Here is a 12,403-nt window from a genome sequence, read left to right on the forward strand (position 1 = left end):
CGATCGGGCCGATTCAGGCCGATTGCAGCATGGGCGTACGGACAACCAGGCGGACGAGGTCGTCCCGCTGCTGCTTCTCGGCGAACTTGACCGCAAAGCCGTTGGCGAATTTGCGAATGACGCGCCCGACGCAGGCGCCGACCGCAAGCGGGGTTCCGATCGGCGGGTCGTATTCGCAGGATATCGCGACCCCGGCCGTGGAGACGTCGATGATGAAGCAGGCATGGGTGCTGCCGTCGGCGAGCGTCAGAAAGGTGTGCGAGACCTGGGGAACGAAGCGCGCGTCATTGCGCAGTTCCAGAATGCTGGCGTCCTTCTGCTTCTTCTCCAGCCAGGTCAGCTTTTCCGACATCCAGGCGCGCCGCTCCCGCGTCATATCGAGTTCCATCAGGAAGCCCGCCTTCAGCGTCGCGCTGATGGTGCACTGGAATTCGCCAAAGTCCTGAAAATAGGAGGTCACGCGCTCGCCGACCTTTCCGACAACAGGCACGTCGACGATCATGCGGAACGGGGAGACACGCTTGGTGCGGCAGGCGAAGGTGCGCAGCTGGCCCTCACAATCGTACCAGCGCGGCAGCGAGTAGCTGCCGCTCACGCTGACTTCCACTGCACGCTGCCGGAGGAACTCTGAGACGGACATGAACGCCAATCGTGTTTCGGATTGTTTCCGTAGATTCACGGTAGGGCGCAACGTCTAAGCAAACGATACGCCGATCAAATAGCAGGGGTAAATTTCCGGTAAACGCCCCGGCCGTCTCACGACATCGTCATTGCGCGCCGCTCAGAGAGATCCGAGCAGCACCAGCAAGGCGAGCAGGCCAAGGGCCATGAGGAGCTTGATCGTCGTCGCGGTCAGGCTGTCCGGCCTGATCTGGAATCCGAACCACGGCAATGCGTGCCGCATCGCCAGCCCCGCAGACGCTTCGACGGTCGCGAACACGACGGCGATGCCGGCAATGGCGGACCAGGAAGTATCCGTGGGCATCCATGCCGCGAGCCAGGCCGGGAGGGAAGCCTTCAACGACGCCAGCAGCGCGAACCATCCGAACAGGGAGGCGAAGCCCTTGATGATGTCGGGGCCGATCGTGTTGGGCTCGAACCGGATGCCGATCGTTCCGAGCGCGTGTTCGATGCGCTCGCCGTCGGTGAGGAAGAGGAAGGCGCCGAGATAGATCGGAACGCGCGACTGGAAGAGCAGGGCAATGATGCCGAACAGAACCGCGTAGCCGAAGGCATCGCCGAGAATGTCCACGCCGCTCGTGCGCGACGGCGCTATCGCGGTTGCGGCCTGGGGCTGCGGAAGCGATCGGGCGCGTGCCATGTGCTCCAGCATTCTGGCGCGCCGCTCCGGCGCATAGGGCGCTGTACGGTGCATCCAGGACGGCGGTGCCGGCGAGGCGGCGCCGGTCTGGCGGTCCGAGGGGGATTTGCGCTGCGCCATGGGCCTGCACCGGTTCCAACGGAACATTGGTCGTCGGTCAGGGGCGGCGAGGTTCATGGAGGGGCGGCGGATTTCGCCGCATCACCCGACCCGATGGCCCGGATGATGGCGCTCCCTGGCGGAATCGAACCGCTCTCTCCACCGTGAAAGAGATGGGATGATGTGCATGGTCGTTTATCCCCGGCTAAAAATGCGTGCTGCTTCGGCTTCCTCGTCGAGCTTACGCATCCGCTCCTGGTGGTAGGCCCTGGCGGCCGCTCGGTTCTCTGCCTTGGTCATTGCGCCATCGCAGCCTGGCGCCGCGAGAGTCAAATTATCAATCCCTTGGGCCGCGGAACGAACGCGGGCTACTGCGCATCGTGGGTGTGGAAAAGCAAAGGCCCGCCGGTTCACGATGGCGGGGCCCCAGCCTTGTTGCATGCGCTAATCATTCGTGAATTGCCCACCCCTGACGCCGTAGAAATACTGATCCAGCTATGATGGCGGTGGCGTTGATTACCGGCTGTGTCAGCGTTTTGGCTCTAGGTGCCACATTCGCGGTGGTCATCTATTTCGATGCTAGAGCGGATCGCAGGCGCCAACAGTAAGGCCGCCGCGCCGGAAGTTGATTGCCTGATGAACAGGATCACTCAAACGTTGGGCCGAACGGGGATGTCCCTTGTTGTCGTCTCTCTCGTCTCTGCCTGCTCCAGCTCAGAAAATGCCGCTCCGAAGTCAGTTGCTCGATCTGGCGCGCCGTGGGCCCGAGACCTCAATGAGCCGCCCCCAAATCGAGAGCCCGCGAGTGCCGCAACTGCACAGACAAAGGCAGACCTGAACGCTGCGCGCCAGAAGGTGGTTACCGGGCGGTAGGGGGCTTTCGCGCTGAGTCGTCCGCAAGCTTACCTGCGCTGGCAGAACTTCACGAGCGGCGGGGCTTTGGTCCCGCGCCTAGATCAGCGGAAAATGGTTGTTTCTATATTGAAGGGCTGACGGATCCGCAGGGCTCATGGGTTAGGAGCACGTGCCCGTGCCAACATTCATGGTGCGTTTGGGCGAAGCCAATCAAGGCCAGGATAATCAAAGCCACTGCGACGCATCCGGCTACAACGTTCTGCATCATGGCTGCCACTCCAGGTAAACTGTGACTGGCTTACTCGGCCAGGCACCGGCGAGCAGGCCTTCGAAGTCCGCGCTGGGCGCCCGGTCACCGAGTGATCACCGCGGACGGTGACCGCGCGGACAAGCTATCTGGCGAAACCGGAGTCTAGAAGCTTCAGAGTCGAAATCGGCCACTTGCCGTCGTGGCCACCGATCGAGATCCGGAGCCCGTGCACCTCGTCAAGGAAGACGTGATCAACCGTCCCCGCCTTACCGTCGGTCAGGATAACACCCCTGCCGATTAGCTCCGTCTCGGCAGCATGAAGTTCTCGAAGGATGTTCGTCGCTCGTTTGGTCCAGTCATCGGACATGGTCATGCCCTACGCGGCTGGCGGATTAGTGAAGATCAGTCAGAGCGGCAGATGCATTGAGGCCATCGCCGCTTCGCGCGAGTCAGTGCCGCCAACCGTCCTTGTCGAGCTCGACCCTGAAACCTTCCTGCAGCCACGGCGTCTCGCCTACGGTCACGACTTGCAGCGCGGGTTACTTCGGTGGGCGCAAATCGCCTTGAAGCCAGCGGCCATTGGAATGCATGGGATCTTCATGCGTTGCGAATGTCGTAAATGCGTGATTGCAGACAGCGCAGCGAAACATGTGCAAGTCCACGCTTAGGCTTTTTGGCTCGATGCTGACGAGCATCATCTGGGCCTTGCACCTCGGACAGGCTGGGCGCGCAAATGGAGCCGGCGGAATGGGCCGCGCCAATCTGGCGGCCCACCGTTGTTCGAACTTTCTTTCGAGGTCCGCAGGGATCGTGCTCATGATCCGAACTCCGGGGTTCGCGATCCTGCCCCGGTGCTAACGCCTCAACGCTCACCGCGCCCTAAAGGTCCCAAACAGCACCAGAGGGAACCATCGCGTCGGCAGCGGCGCGGTAGTCGGCCGCCAGCGCGTTCAGTCCGTCGCGCGCGAGAACGAGATCGTCATCGTCCGCCCAATCCGAGCAAAGGCGCTCCATTTCGCGCAGCTCCGCGACCCGGCGCTGTGTACGAGTCCATACCCGTATATTGGACAGGTGTTGGACACGGCGGCGGAGGAGGGCGGCAAGTGATTGATTTTGTTGGCGCTCCCTAGCGGAATCGAACCGCTCTCTCCACCGTGAAAGGGTGGCGTCCTAACCGATAGACGAAGGGAGCAAACACAAGGCCCCGCCGCTTTTCACGGCATGGCCGCCGGCCACCCGAGTCGAGCCCGGCGGCTGCAGCGGGCGAACGTATAGTGGCCTTTGGCGCCGTGGGCAAGCCGTTCGGGAACGGTCTTTTGGCACCGGTGGATAGCCTCCACCCCCGCTACATTCGGGGGCGATTTCAACGGTTTCTTAGGGGGGCCTGAGCTAGCGCTGGAACCGGAGAAATTTGTCCATGCCGCAGCCCAAGAAGCGCGCAGCCCGCAAATCGCTGTCGCGGCACGCCTGGATCACGCTCGACGGCGGATTCGCGGCGCGGCATTGCCTGGTCCAGGACATCTCCGATACCGGCGCAAAGATCACGCTGGACGAGGACGCGAGCCAGCTCCCGGGCGTGATCCGGATGGCGTTCGCGCGCGACGCCCGCACCGGGCGGAGCTGCCAGGTGATCTGGCGCCGCGGCAAATCGGCCGGCGTCAAGTTCATCTGATCCCGGCCGAGGCGACCCGGATGGCGCGGGGCGCCGGTCCGGGCTAGAACGGCTGCATGCGCGCGCCGCTCCTCATCCTCATCCCGTTGCTGGCCACGTCCGCGGCCGCGGCCGAGGCCCTGCGCCTTCCGCCCGCCGAGCCGCCACAGGCCGGCAAGGCTCTGCCGCTGAAAGGCGCGGGCGGCACGGCGAAGGCCGGCTCCTGCGCCGCCTATGGCCCGCGCTTCGTCATGGTCGAGAGCACGGGCACCTGCGTGAAGATCGGCGGCTCGGTCAGCGTCGAGACCACGGTCAGGCGCTGAAGCCGATGCCGCCGGATCTCATGCGGCCCGACATCATCGTCCCCTTCGTGATGTATTGCGCGCTGCTGTTGTGGGTCGGCCGCGGCCTGAGCTGGACGGCCAAGCTCGCCACCGCCGCCGTGACGCTGTTGCTGATCATCTGCGTGCTGCTGGTCGAGCGCGGCTGGCGCTAGGCACCACCCACAACAAAAACTGCGAAAACAACCCCATGCACAGTAGCCGTCAAGTTCCGGCGCGACGCTTGATGCGTGCGCCATGACGACGATTCATCGCGCCGTCCGCGCAGCTTACGCCGCGCCGCCGGCTCACGACATCGGCGGTGCGACAAACTGGGCAAATCCGGGCCGTTTGCCGAGCTCGGCGAGCCAGCGGGTCAAATGCGGTTGCGCCGGGCGGGTGATGCCTTCGACGCCCAGCCAGCGCCGTGCGTAGGCGCCGACCGCGATGTCGGCCAGCGTGAACTGGTCGCCGTCCATGAAGCGGCGCGACGAGAGCAGGCGGTCGGCGATGGCCCAGACCTCGGCGGCGGCATCGGCATCCCGCTGCACCTGGATCATGACGCGCTCGGCGGGGGCCGTGCGCACGATGCCCCAGAACACCGGGCGGTCGACCGGCTGCACCATCGACAGCGTCCAGTCGAGCCAGCGGTCGACGCTGGTGCGCAGCTTCGCGGCTTCGGGATAGAGCGGCGTGCCGCGGCCATGCGCGAGGCAGAGATAGCGCATGATGGAGTTCGACTCCCACAGCACGAAGTCGCCCTCGACCAGCGTCGGGATCCGCGCATTGGGATTCATCGCGAGATAGTCGGGCTCGCGGGTCTTGCCAAAGCTCATGCCGGCGTCGATGCGCTCATAGGGCAGGTCGAGCTCGGCGAGGCACCACAGCACCTTCTGCACATTGACCGAGTTGGCGCGGCCCCAGATCGTCCGCTTGGTGTCCGGCATGAAGTCCTCCCGCATTTCGCTTTGGCGCGCGTGATAGCGGAATTCCCTGGCGGGAGCGACGGCGATTGCGGCGCGCCCCTCATGCAAAAAGCTCCGCCGTCGGCGGAGCTTTCATTGCAAGCCAAACTTGGCAAGTTGAACCTAGCAAGTTGAGCCTGGCAAATCGAACCCGGCAAATCGAGCCCGATGATCAGTGGCCGAAGAACAGCCACAACAGAATGATCACCGGGATCGGCACGCCAAGCATCCACAGCAACAGTCCTCGTCCCATTGCGTCCTCCTCCAATCGTTATGTCGGAGGGACAACACGGGTAGCGAGGGCTGGTTCCTGCGTCGCGGCCCTACCAGTGGCCGGTATTCGGCATCGACGACCAGGGCTCGGCCGGCGCCTTCGGCTCGCCCTTCTGCAGCAACTCGATCGAGTGCAGGTCTGGCGAGCGGACGAAGGCCATGTTGCCGTCGCGCGGCGGCCGGTTGATGGTGACGCCGGCCTTCATCAGCTGCGCGCAGGTTGCGTAGATGTCGTCGACCTCATAGGCGAGATGGCCGAAGAAGCGATCCTCGCCATACTTCTCCTCGTCCCAATTGTAAGTGAGCTCGACCAGCGGCGCGCCGCGTGTTTGCGGCTGCTTCTTCAGCGCCTCGAGATCGTCCGCCGAGCACAGGAAGACGAGCGTGAAGCGCCCCTTGTCATTCTCGATCCGCCGCACCTCCTTCAAGCCCAGCGCATCCTGGTAAAACTTCAGCGCGACATCGAGATTGCGCACGCGCAGCATGGTGTGAAGGTATCGCATGGTTGTTGCTCCCTGATACGGAGGTGTTTTGGTTTGGGCCGGAACGGCGGGGACAGGAGATAGCAGGAAAGTGGGAGGAGGGGCAGGGGGCGCAGGCACATGTGCGTGAGGAAGAGACGGTGGGTGCGGTCAGCCAACTCAGCATGGACGGACAAGCCGTAGCGTCAGTCGGGACACGCAGATGAGTTCAATGCGCTGTCAGCGGAATTCAGCGCATCTCGTCAATGAGCAAGCCCGGTCCTGCCGATGAACCATCCTCAATGTCACGGTCACTAATGCCCATATCTGGAAGGTATTTCGCCGTGAAATGGTTCAAGCGATATGCAATTGGCTGCCTGATCTGGTTGATCCTCGGCGGCATCAACGATGGCTACAGACGGCCCGGCGAAGACATGCGTTGGGGCGCTATCGTCATGGTGGCGGGTTTTTGGCCAATCGTGACCGCCGTCATCGTTGGCAGCTCTGTTGGCGAGGTTGCGCACAAGATCAATGAAGGGAAGCTGGGGTGACTGACGTGTCCGACACCCAGAAACTGATGCCCGCACTCTCGACGTCTAGGCGCGCCCTGCTGAGGCGAGAAATATATAGGCAATTCGGAGTTGATGGTCGAAAGACGCTCTTCTTGCTCCTTCTCCTTTTCGCGATCCCCGCGGACGACTGCTCCGCGCAGACACCGCCGCCCCCAGTCGACGAACATGCGTTCGAGCGCGTGCCGCCGACAGTCGTGAAGAGATTGGCGACCCGCTTTTCGCTAGGCGCATTCGCCGGCCGCTTCGAAGAGACGCGGCTCGGCGCGGTTCGCGAAGCCGTGGGCGAAGGGACCATCCGACACCAAGGCGACGCTGGAGATAGCATCTATTGGCTGTGTTATCGGCGCGCGCAGCATCGATTATGGGTGGTGTCCAGCGGAGAGATGGGCGGCCCGGACCATCTCGTCACGGAGATCGTTGAAGAGCTCACCGAGAAAGACGCCGGGGCCTCGGCCGATTGCGCCATCATCCCGGAAAAGTTCTCGCCCGTCGTCCTCGACAGCAAGCTGCATTTAGGTATGTCGCGTCAGGAGGTAATCACGGCGTTGGGACCGCCGTCGAAGTCGGAAGCTGCTCAGATCGTGTATTCTCACGAGGGAAAGCTCGCAGACGGTTTCGATGAGACCGCTTGGCTCATTCTCGGATTTGGTGGGGACAAGCTTGTGTCCATGCGCGGCCGCAAGACCACTTCGAATTGAAGTGGCTGCGAGCAGCGTTTGCGCTTCGCGACGGATGCGAACGAGTCACGCTCGCTCCCGCACCAGCCCCATCATATACCCCAGCTTCTCCACCACCTTCGGCGAAAGCAAGCCAATGGCACTTGCGCCACGCGCGTCGACCGGGCCCCAGGGGATCTGGTCCGGCAATATGACGATCTCCCCTTGATTGGCGACGGTTGAATTTACTCCTTTTGGTTGCAGGGGACGCTAGCGGGTCCTAACGCAAGGCGTGAGCCGCGCATGCGTGACCGTCTGTCCGCGCGAGGACATGACACGATGCGGCTGCAACATCAAAAAGGGGGATCGCGACGTGCGCGCGACAGCTACGTCACTTGGCTAGCTCACTTGGCGTAACCCTGGGAACGGAGCCATGCGATCTTGCGATCGCCGTTGATCCAGTCGTCGGCATCTGCCTTGCTGGCGAATCCGGTGATTTCGCGCTGTTCGTGGTCGGGGTAGTCCGCCAGTATCTTCCAGTCGCTGTCTGAGAGGCGGACGGTTTTGAAGGTCACTTTTGCTTTGGCCATGCCGCACTATGCAGGGAATTCTCTCAAAAGAGAACCCGCCTTGCGGCGGGCTTTTCGTCAATCCGCATCGGCATCACTCACGGTGACGGAAAACCAATCCGCCCCCGATTAGCGCGTTCCTCGGCGATGAGGGCTGTTTACGAGTGTCGAGCAGCGACCTCGCCAGCAACCTATCGAACCGGCGCCGGCAATGATCAAACTCTCGGCAGTTGAACCCCGCCAGAGGTAGGGCGACTAAACGCCATGGCCGCTTTCTTTGCAGAACTCCTGTTTGATCTCGTCAGAATCCTCGTCGGTGACTGGCTGAGACGGGCTGCGGTGACCGTTTGTGCGTGGCTCGATACGAAGATTCACGGCCGCGCTGCACGCCTTGTCGTGGGCGGCCTTCTCGGGCTCGCCGCCTATTTCCTGATTCCGGTCATCGCCGGGCTGCTGGGGTTTTGATGCTCTCCGTGAAGGCAAACCTCATCATCGCATTGGCCATCGGGGCGATCATCTCGTCGGTGCTCCTCGCCATCGAGCCGCTGACCGACTTCGCTTTTCTTTCGCTGGAGTGGCCTGGCATCACCGCAGCGTATTTGTTCTGGGGAGCGGTCGGAGGCTCCAGCTTCGCAGGCATCGCCATATCCTGGGTCGTGAATGCACTCACCTACGCTCTCGGTGCCTTCGCCATTCTCATCGTTCTCAGCGCTCTCAGGCTGCTGGGCAAGCCGAAGGCTTGAGAGGCGCGGCGAGCTCCTGGAGCTTATGAAGGCTGATCTGGACAAAGGCGCAGCGGAAATCCACGCCATCATGAGGGCGGCATGAAGCGCTGGCTTCAAAGGCTCGGAAGGATTGCGAGGGTTGCGGCGATTTGCGGGACCGTCGCGTGGCTTTTGCTTTTGACGAGTTCTCCCTAGGCGCCTGATGCCGCACATCCTGAGCGTTACAGCCACCGGCACGATGTCCGGTATGTGAGCCAGGAGATGGGATCGACCCTGCGAATTCTGCTCGGCTCGACGTTTGCTCTGGTCCTGGTGGCGTTTGGATGTCACTTCGCGACCAGGGACATGCGAGATGGGACGTAGCCGCAGCGTGTTCGTCGCTGTTGGACCATGCTTCGCATCGCCGCGAGCGCTGCGTCCGGGGCACGAGCGCACATGAAAAGCCGCCCCTGACATGGCCAGGGGCGGGTTTCGAAAAGTCGGTCTAGTGACCGGTGCCGGGCTTCGTCGTCTTCGGCGGCTTGCCGTCTTCGACGCGGCCTTCGTTCCTGAGGTCGCGACCCTCCTGAGCCTTCTTCTGGCTCTCGGGCGACTTGCCGTGCTCGTACAGCTCTTCCTTGACGTAGCCGGCGGCTTCCTTGGCTTTACCTTCAACGCTCATTGCAATCTCCTCATCTGGAGATGGGTCAATGTGCGGGAGAGCCAACCGTTCCTATCCGCGGGTCATCGTGAGGATGCGCTTGCCGTGAGCCGCTACGCAGCGATCCGCCGTTCGACAGGTGCCGTCAGATATTTGAGCATCTGCGCATGCTCGAGGTCGGGAACCGCGATCGCCGTGTGGCTGTAGATCGCATGGGTCCGCGAATTGGCAATTCTGTCCAGGATCTCTTTGCCCTTGATGACGTGGAGGCCCATGCCTTCCTGCGAGGGGAAGATCGCCAGCACCACGTCGTAGGCCGCGATGACGGCCTTGAGCGCTTCGGCCTTGTCTTCGGCGATGTCAACAAACACGCGAACATCAGCCGCGAGTTCACGCAGCTCGTCAAAATTCAGCACTGTGGGTTTACTCCAACGCAACGATACTGGCGGGGAGAGTGGATGGGTTAGGTTACCGAAGTCTCAACAAGGCGTGCCGGACCGCAGGTTTCACGACGAGGTGACGCGTTGGCTGGGGATAACCGGATTGCGGTGACGGTCCGCTCATTTCAGCGCAGCGCGCCCTAGCGCTTGGCTTCGTCCTTGCGAAGCCTGTTATCCCCGGCCTCGTCCACGAGCTTCAAGGCGCTGCCGTCGTAGCTCAGCTTGAGCCCACGGCCGACGATCCACGTCCATCCCTCGCGAGCGTCCCTGGTCGGTTGGGCGTTGAACTGGTCGGAGATCGACTTGACGGCCGCGTCCTGCGGCCCCGGATTGTTCAACGCGGCATTGACGCGCCGGATGGGGTGGCTGGCGTCGACGTCGTCATTATAGACCGTGACTTTGGCGCCGTTGATTTCGCATTCGAGGATGTACGAACCGCGACCCTGTCGGCAGCGATAGTGACGTTGCGTGACGAGCTTGTTGGTCTCCTCGAATGTCATCCCGGGCGAAAAGCCGAAGATGTCGGATTTCTTGACCTGTGCCAGAGACGCAGGCTTCAAGAACTCCGGCTGGATGGCGACCAGGGCGGCGACCGCAACGACGATCAGGCCGGCGACAACAATGGCAATCTTCATCAGCCCCTCACGAGAAACACCCGACCATATAACAGCCGGCGCGCTCCACCAGGCCTCCAAAAGCGAAAGCCCCGCCTGGGGGAAGCGGGGCTCTCTGATGGGGGTGAAGCTTGGGGACTTCAATTAGTTAGACGCGCCAGCCGCAGAATGGTTCAAAGCCAGCGCGGCACATGCTGCGACACTTTCGCGGGACAGGGTGGAACCCCTGCCGAAGCCATGCTTGTGTTTTGGGCCTCAATGGGTTCTAAGCCCCGTGACTTCATGACCTCCGGCGTGAATCGGCATCACACTTGCGTGGTTCAGCCGCGTCCTGAGCAGGATTTGCTCACCCGCACAAAAGGAATTCAGACATGGCGAAGATGACGAAAACTCAATTGATTGATGCAATTGCCGAGGGCACGCAGCTGTCGAAGAACGACGTGAAGTCGGTCATCGAGTACATGGCAACGGTCGGCTACAAGGAGCTCAACGAGTCCGGCGAGTTCGTCATTCCCGGCTTCGTCAAGATGTCGGTCGTGAACAAGCCGGCGACCGAAGCCCGCATGGGCGTCAATCCCTTCACCAAGGAGCCGATGCAGTTCGCGGCGAAGCCGGCGAGCAAGTCGGTGAAGGCCTCGCCGCTGAAGGTGGCCAAGGACTCCGTCTAAGGGGCCCGCGACGTCGTCACGGCGGCTCCCTCTCTCGGAGCGCCGCAACGACCGCCGGCTGGTGTGTCAGACACGGACAAGGAACTCTCGGGCATCGTCACGCTTTGCTTCCCAAAGGGAGACGTCACATGGCCAGTCTGAGCGAGGAACAGATCCGGGACCGCGCCTATCATCTCTGGCGGGAAGCCGGCGAGCCCGCGGGGAGAATGGACACCTTCTGGTATGAGGCCGAAAAGTTGCTCCTCGCCGAGCGGGCCGCGCAAGGCGAAGTCCCGCCGGGGCTGAACGACAATTTGCCGGTCTGACGGTCAACAAAGGCCGCACGGAAATTTGCGAGGCGCCGGAACGTTGTCCGGCGTTCGGCGGTTGAGGTGACGGCGACGGAATCTTGCGCGAAGCTGACAGTCGTCAAAGCAGCCACCCGGTGTAACGCCCGTGTGGCTGCTTTGTTATTCGCTGCCTTGTTGTAAGAGCGCACCGCAAAGAAAAACCCCGGCGTTGGGGACCGGGGCTTCTCAAAGCTGGACGGCCGCGTCGCACAGCCGCCAGCACCACTGAATTCGGCCTGATAACGCGGGGCGGGGACATTCGTTCCGGCGGCTACTCCGTCGACACCGACACATCGATGATCGCCGGCGGATCGATCTGGCGCTCGCGCCAGACGATGAATTCACATTTGGGATTGAGCCACTGATATTCGGAGCCGCGCGCCTTGAGGTGCGCAAGCGCCGCATCGTGCGCCGCGGTCTCGTCGGGGGCCTCGACCATGATCTCCACGGTCTCCTCGATCTGACGAACCACTTCGACGGCGTAAAATTTCCTGGTCACGGTCCCTCGCTCCGGAATGGCTAACGGGGAGGACGACGGCGCGTTCCCAAAAGAAAAACCCCGCGCTTGCGCACGGGGCTCTCTTGGCCGGCGGCGATGGGATTTCAGCGCCTGGCCGCCAGCGACCTCGAACTTAAGGTTGAAAATCCAAAAAGCAACCCGCCGTGGCGACGGAGCATGTTCGTCAGGCGGCGCTGCCAGTGGCCGGGCGCGGAAATCCCCAGCTTTTCAGCGGGCCGCGCTGCGGCCGCAAGGCTTGAGGCGATGTGCGTGGGAAATCGCGCGCGAGGGGCTGGACTTTTTGTTCTCATTTTGTTCTAGTTGGTCATCACGTTGGAGGTGACTCATGACCATCGAGAAACAGCGCGAAGTGATCAGGCTCTGGAATCAGCTGAGGAAAGTCGAGGGGCCGGCCGCCGAAGAGCTCCGCATCCAGATCCTCGAATGTTTTTCCGAGAAGGCCAACGCCAAGCGAGCGGCGTGAGGCGCGCCGGCG

21 protein-coding genes and 1 tRNA gene are annotated in these 12,403 nt (G+C 62.4%); 10 read left to right on the top strand and 12 right to left on the bottom strand.

From position 1 onward, the window contains the following. Positions 1-13: 13 nt before the first annotated feature. The 5 genes from AB4Z51_RS06185 to AB4Z51_RS06205 form a co-directional block, all read right to left on the bottom strand. Entirely contained in the window at positions 14-640 is a 627-nt protein-coding gene (locus AB4Z51_RS06185) for a PilZ domain-containing protein (protein ID WP_167767885.1), read from the bottom strand. Between the two features lie 141 nt (positions 641-781). Then, positions 782-1,441, bottom strand: coding sequence for a hypothetical protein (locus AB4Z51_RS06190; RefSeq protein ID WP_135213546.1), 660 nt, complete (start codon positions 1,439-1,441; stop codon positions 782-784). Between the two features lie 1,226 nt (positions 1,442-2,667). Further along, entirely contained in the window at positions 2,668-2,898 is a 231-nt protein-coding gene (locus tag AB4Z51_RS06195; RefSeq protein WP_081369264.1) for a photosystem reaction center subunit H, read from the bottom strand. Between the two features lie 506 nt (positions 2,899-3,404). Then, positions 3,405-3,539: a hypothetical protein gene (locus AB4Z51_RS06200; protein WP_256461574.1), complete on the bottom strand. Its 135-nt coding sequence runs from the start codon at positions 3,537-3,539 to the stop codon at positions 3,405-3,407. A gap of 103 nt (positions 3,540-3,642) precedes the next feature. Beyond that, positions 3,643-3,717: transfer RNA gene (locus AB4Z51_RS06205), tRNA-Glu, on the bottom strand. Between the two features lie 225 nt (positions 3,718-3,942). Between AB4Z51_RS06205 and AB4Z51_RS06210 the strand changes: the two genes are divergently transcribed. From AB4Z51_RS06210 to AB4Z51_RS06220, 3 genes are read left to right on the top strand one after another with little or no spacing between them, the layout of a single operon-like run. Next, complete coding sequence (locus tag AB4Z51_RS06210; protein WP_063983468.1) at positions 3,943-4,197, top strand: PilZ domain-containing protein; 255 nt, start codon at positions 3,943-3,945, stop codon at positions 4,195-4,197. 56 nt (positions 4,198-4,253) lie between these two features. After that, positions 4,254-4,499: a hypothetical protein gene (locus AB4Z51_RS06215; RefSeq protein WP_135213547.1), complete on the top strand. Its 246-nt coding sequence runs from the start codon at positions 4,254-4,256 to the stop codon at positions 4,497-4,499. Positions 4,500-4,504: 5 nt separating this feature from the next. Beyond that, positions 4,505-4,672 carry a hypothetical protein gene (locus tag AB4Z51_RS06220; RefSeq protein ID WP_135213548.1) on the top strand — a complete coding sequence of 56 codons (168 nt, stop codon included), beginning with the start codon at positions 4,505-4,507 and terminating at the stop codon, positions 4,670-4,672. 132 nt (positions 4,673-4,804) lie between these two features. Here the strand turns inward: AB4Z51_RS06220 and AB4Z51_RS06225 are convergent, their stop codons facing one another. Together AB4Z51_RS06225 and AB4Z51_RS06230 are read right to left on the bottom strand one after the other, a co-directional pair. Next, on the bottom strand, positions 4,805-5,443 hold the full coding sequence (locus tag AB4Z51_RS06225; RefSeq protein ID WP_441497167.1) for a glutathione S-transferase family protein: 639 nt from the start codon (positions 5,441-5,443) through the stop codon (positions 4,805-4,807). Between the two features lie 341 nt (positions 5,444-5,784). Beyond that, on the bottom strand, positions 5,785-6,237 hold the full coding sequence (locus AB4Z51_RS06230) for a VOC family protein (RefSeq protein WP_014495478.1): 453 nt from the start codon (positions 6,235-6,237) through the stop codon (positions 5,785-5,787). Positions 6,238-6,539: 302 nt separating this feature from the next. Here AB4Z51_RS06230 and AB4Z51_RS06235 point away from each other — a divergent pair, with 302 nt between their 5' ends. Beyond that, on the top strand, positions 6,540-6,746 hold the full coding sequence (locus tag AB4Z51_RS06235) for a hypothetical protein (protein WP_028151003.1): 207 nt from the start codon (positions 6,540-6,542) through the stop codon (positions 6,744-6,746). A 5-nt stretch (positions 6,747-6,751) separates the two neighbouring features. Beyond that, positions 6,752-7,465 carry a hypothetical protein gene (locus AB4Z51_RS06240; protein WP_441497168.1) on the top strand — a complete coding sequence of 238 codons (714 nt, stop codon included), beginning with the start codon at positions 6,752-6,754 and terminating at the stop codon, positions 7,463-7,465. 362 nt (positions 7,466-7,827) lie between these two features. On the opposite strand, the gene AB4Z51_RS06245 is transcribed toward AB4Z51_RS06240, so the two are convergent. Continuing rightward, the gene (locus AB4Z51_RS06245; protein WP_028151001.1) at positions 7,828-8,013 is read right to left on the bottom strand and encodes a hypothetical protein; all 186 of its coding nucleotides are present in this window, start codon (positions 8,011-8,013) and stop codon (positions 7,828-7,830) included. 243 nt (positions 8,014-8,256) lie between these two features. Here AB4Z51_RS06245 and AB4Z51_RS06250 point away from each other — a divergent pair, with 243 nt between their 5' ends. Both AB4Z51_RS06250 and AB4Z51_RS06255 read left to right on the top strand, forming a co-directional pair. Then, a complete protein-coding gene (locus AB4Z51_RS06250) occupies positions 8,257-8,457 on the top strand; it encodes a hypothetical protein (RefSeq protein ID WP_135213551.1) in 201 nt (66 codons plus the stop codon). After that, positions 8,457-8,735, top strand: a complete 279-nt coding sequence (locus AB4Z51_RS06255; RefSeq protein WP_135213552.1) for a hypothetical protein — start codon at positions 8,457-8,459, stop codon at positions 8,733-8,735. Before AB4Z51_RS06250 ends, AB4Z51_RS06255 begins: the two co-directional genes overlap by 1 nt. A 466-nt stretch (positions 8,736-9,201) precedes the next feature. On the opposite strand, the gene AB4Z51_RS06260 is transcribed toward AB4Z51_RS06255, so the two are convergent. From AB4Z51_RS06260 to AB4Z51_RS06270, 3 genes are all read right to left on the bottom strand, one after another. Continuing rightward, positions 9,202-9,378, bottom strand: a complete 177-nt coding sequence (locus AB4Z51_RS06260; protein ID WP_014495468.1) for a hypothetical protein — start codon at positions 9,376-9,378, stop codon at positions 9,202-9,204. Positions 9,379-9,470: 92 nt separating this feature from the next. Further along, positions 9,471-9,773, bottom strand: a complete 303-nt coding sequence (locus AB4Z51_RS06265; RefSeq protein WP_028150997.1) for a hypothetical protein — start codon at positions 9,771-9,773, stop codon at positions 9,471-9,473. A 164-nt stretch (positions 9,774-9,937) separates the two neighbouring features. Continuing rightward, positions 9,938-10,432, bottom strand: a complete 495-nt coding sequence (locus AB4Z51_RS06270) for a hypothetical protein (protein WP_135213553.1) — start codon at positions 10,430-10,432, stop codon at positions 9,938-9,940. Positions 10,433-10,782: 350 nt separating this feature from the next. On the opposite strand from AB4Z51_RS06270, the gene AB4Z51_RS06275 reads away from it, so the two are divergent. Beyond that, on the top strand, positions 10,783-11,079 hold the full coding sequence (locus AB4Z51_RS06275) for an HU family DNA-binding protein (protein ID WP_007591377.1): 297 nt from the start codon (positions 10,783-10,785) through the stop codon (positions 11,077-11,079). A gap of 128 nt (positions 11,080-11,207) precedes the next feature. Further along, positions 11,208-11,384: a DUF2934 domain-containing protein gene (locus tag AB4Z51_RS06280; RefSeq protein WP_084795141.1), complete on the top strand. Its 177-nt coding sequence runs from the start codon at positions 11,208-11,210 to the stop codon at positions 11,382-11,384. 295 nt (positions 11,385-11,679) lie between these two features. Here AB4Z51_RS06280 and AB4Z51_RS06285 read toward each other — a convergent pair whose 3' ends face one another. After that, a complete protein-coding gene (locus tag AB4Z51_RS06285) occupies positions 11,680-11,907 on the bottom strand; it encodes a hypothetical protein (RefSeq protein WP_135213554.1) in 228 nt (75 codons plus the stop codon). A 346-nt stretch (positions 11,908-12,253) separates the two neighbouring features. On the opposite strand from AB4Z51_RS06285, the gene AB4Z51_RS06290 reads away from it, so the two are divergent. Continuing rightward, complete coding sequence (locus AB4Z51_RS06290; protein WP_014495463.1) at positions 12,254-12,391, top strand: hypothetical protein; 138 nt, start codon at positions 12,254-12,256, stop codon at positions 12,389-12,391. Positions 12,392-12,403 lie beyond the last annotated feature (12 nt).

It is taken from the genome of Bradyrhizobium sp. 2TAF36, from assembly GCF_052114925.1.
Taxonomy (GTDB): Bacteria; Pseudomonadota; Alphaproteobacteria; order Rhizobiales; family Xanthobacteraceae; genus Bradyrhizobium; species Bradyrhizobium barranii.

Bases quoted from the DNA above. Each gene is read 5' to 3' on its own strand.
- AB4Z51_RS06185 (WP_167767885.1), bottom strand. From the start codon at position 640: ATGTCCGTCTCAGAGTTCCTCCGGCAGCGTGCAGTGGAAGTCAGCGTG.
- AB4Z51_RS06190 (WP_135213546.1), bottom strand. From the start codon at position 1,441: ATGGCGCAGCGCAAATCCCCCTCGGACCGCCAGACCGGCGCCGCCTCG.
- AB4Z51_RS06195 (WP_081369264.1), bottom strand. From the start codon at position 2,898: ATGACCATGTCCGATGACTGGACCAAACGAGCGACGAACATCCTTCGA.
- AB4Z51_RS06200 (WP_256461574.1), bottom strand. From the start codon at position 3,539: ATGGAGCGCCTTTGCTCGGATTGGGCGGACGATGACGATCTCGTTCTC.
- AB4Z51_RS06210 (WP_063983468.1), top strand. From the start codon at position 3,943: ATGCCGCAGCCCAAGAAGCGCGCAGCCCGCAAATCGCTGTCGCGGCAC.
- AB4Z51_RS06215 (WP_135213547.1), top strand. From the start codon at position 4,254: ATGCGCGCGCCGCTCCTCATCCTCATCCCGTTGCTGGCCACGTCCGCG.
- AB4Z51_RS06220 (WP_135213548.1), top strand. From the start codon at position 4,505: ATGCCGCCGGATCTCATGCGGCCCGACATCATCGTCCCCTTCGTGATG.
- AB4Z51_RS06225 (WP_441497167.1), bottom strand. From the start codon at position 5,443: ATGCCGGACACCAAGCGGACGATCTGGGGCCGCGCCAACTCGGTCAAT.
- AB4Z51_RS06230 (WP_014495478.1), bottom strand. From the start codon at position 6,237: ATGCGATACCTTCACACCATGCTGCGCGTGCGCAATCTCGATGTCGCG.
- AB4Z51_RS06245 (WP_028151001.1), bottom strand. From the start codon at position 8,013: ATGGCCAAAGCAAAAGTGACCTTCAAAACCGTCCGCCTCTCAGACAGC.
- AB4Z51_RS06250 (WP_135213551.1), top strand. From the start codon at position 8,257: ATGGCCGCTTTCTTTGCAGAACTCCTGTTTGATCTCGTCAGAATCCTC.
- AB4Z51_RS06255 (WP_135213552.1), top strand. From the start codon at position 8,457: ATGCTCTCCGTGAAGGCAAACCTCATCATCGCATTGGCCATCGGGGCG.
- AB4Z51_RS06260 (WP_014495468.1), bottom strand. From the start codon at position 9,378: ATGAGCGTTGAAGGTAAAGCCAAGGAAGCCGCCGGCTACGTCAAGGAA.
- AB4Z51_RS06270 (WP_135213553.1), bottom strand. From the start codon at position 10,432: ATGAAGATTGCCATTGTTGTCGCCGGCCTGATCGTCGTTGCGGTCGCC.
- AB4Z51_RS06275 (WP_007591377.1), top strand. From the start codon at position 10,783: ATGGCGAAGATGACGAAAACTCAATTGATTGATGCAATTGCCGAGGGC.
- AB4Z51_RS06280 (WP_084795141.1), top strand. From the start codon at position 11,208: ATGGCCAGTCTGAGCGAGGAACAGATCCGGGACCGCGCCTATCATCTC.
- AB4Z51_RS06290 (WP_014495463.1), top strand. From the start codon at position 12,254: ATGACCATCGAGAAACAGCGCGAAGTGATCAGGCTCTGGAATCAGCTG.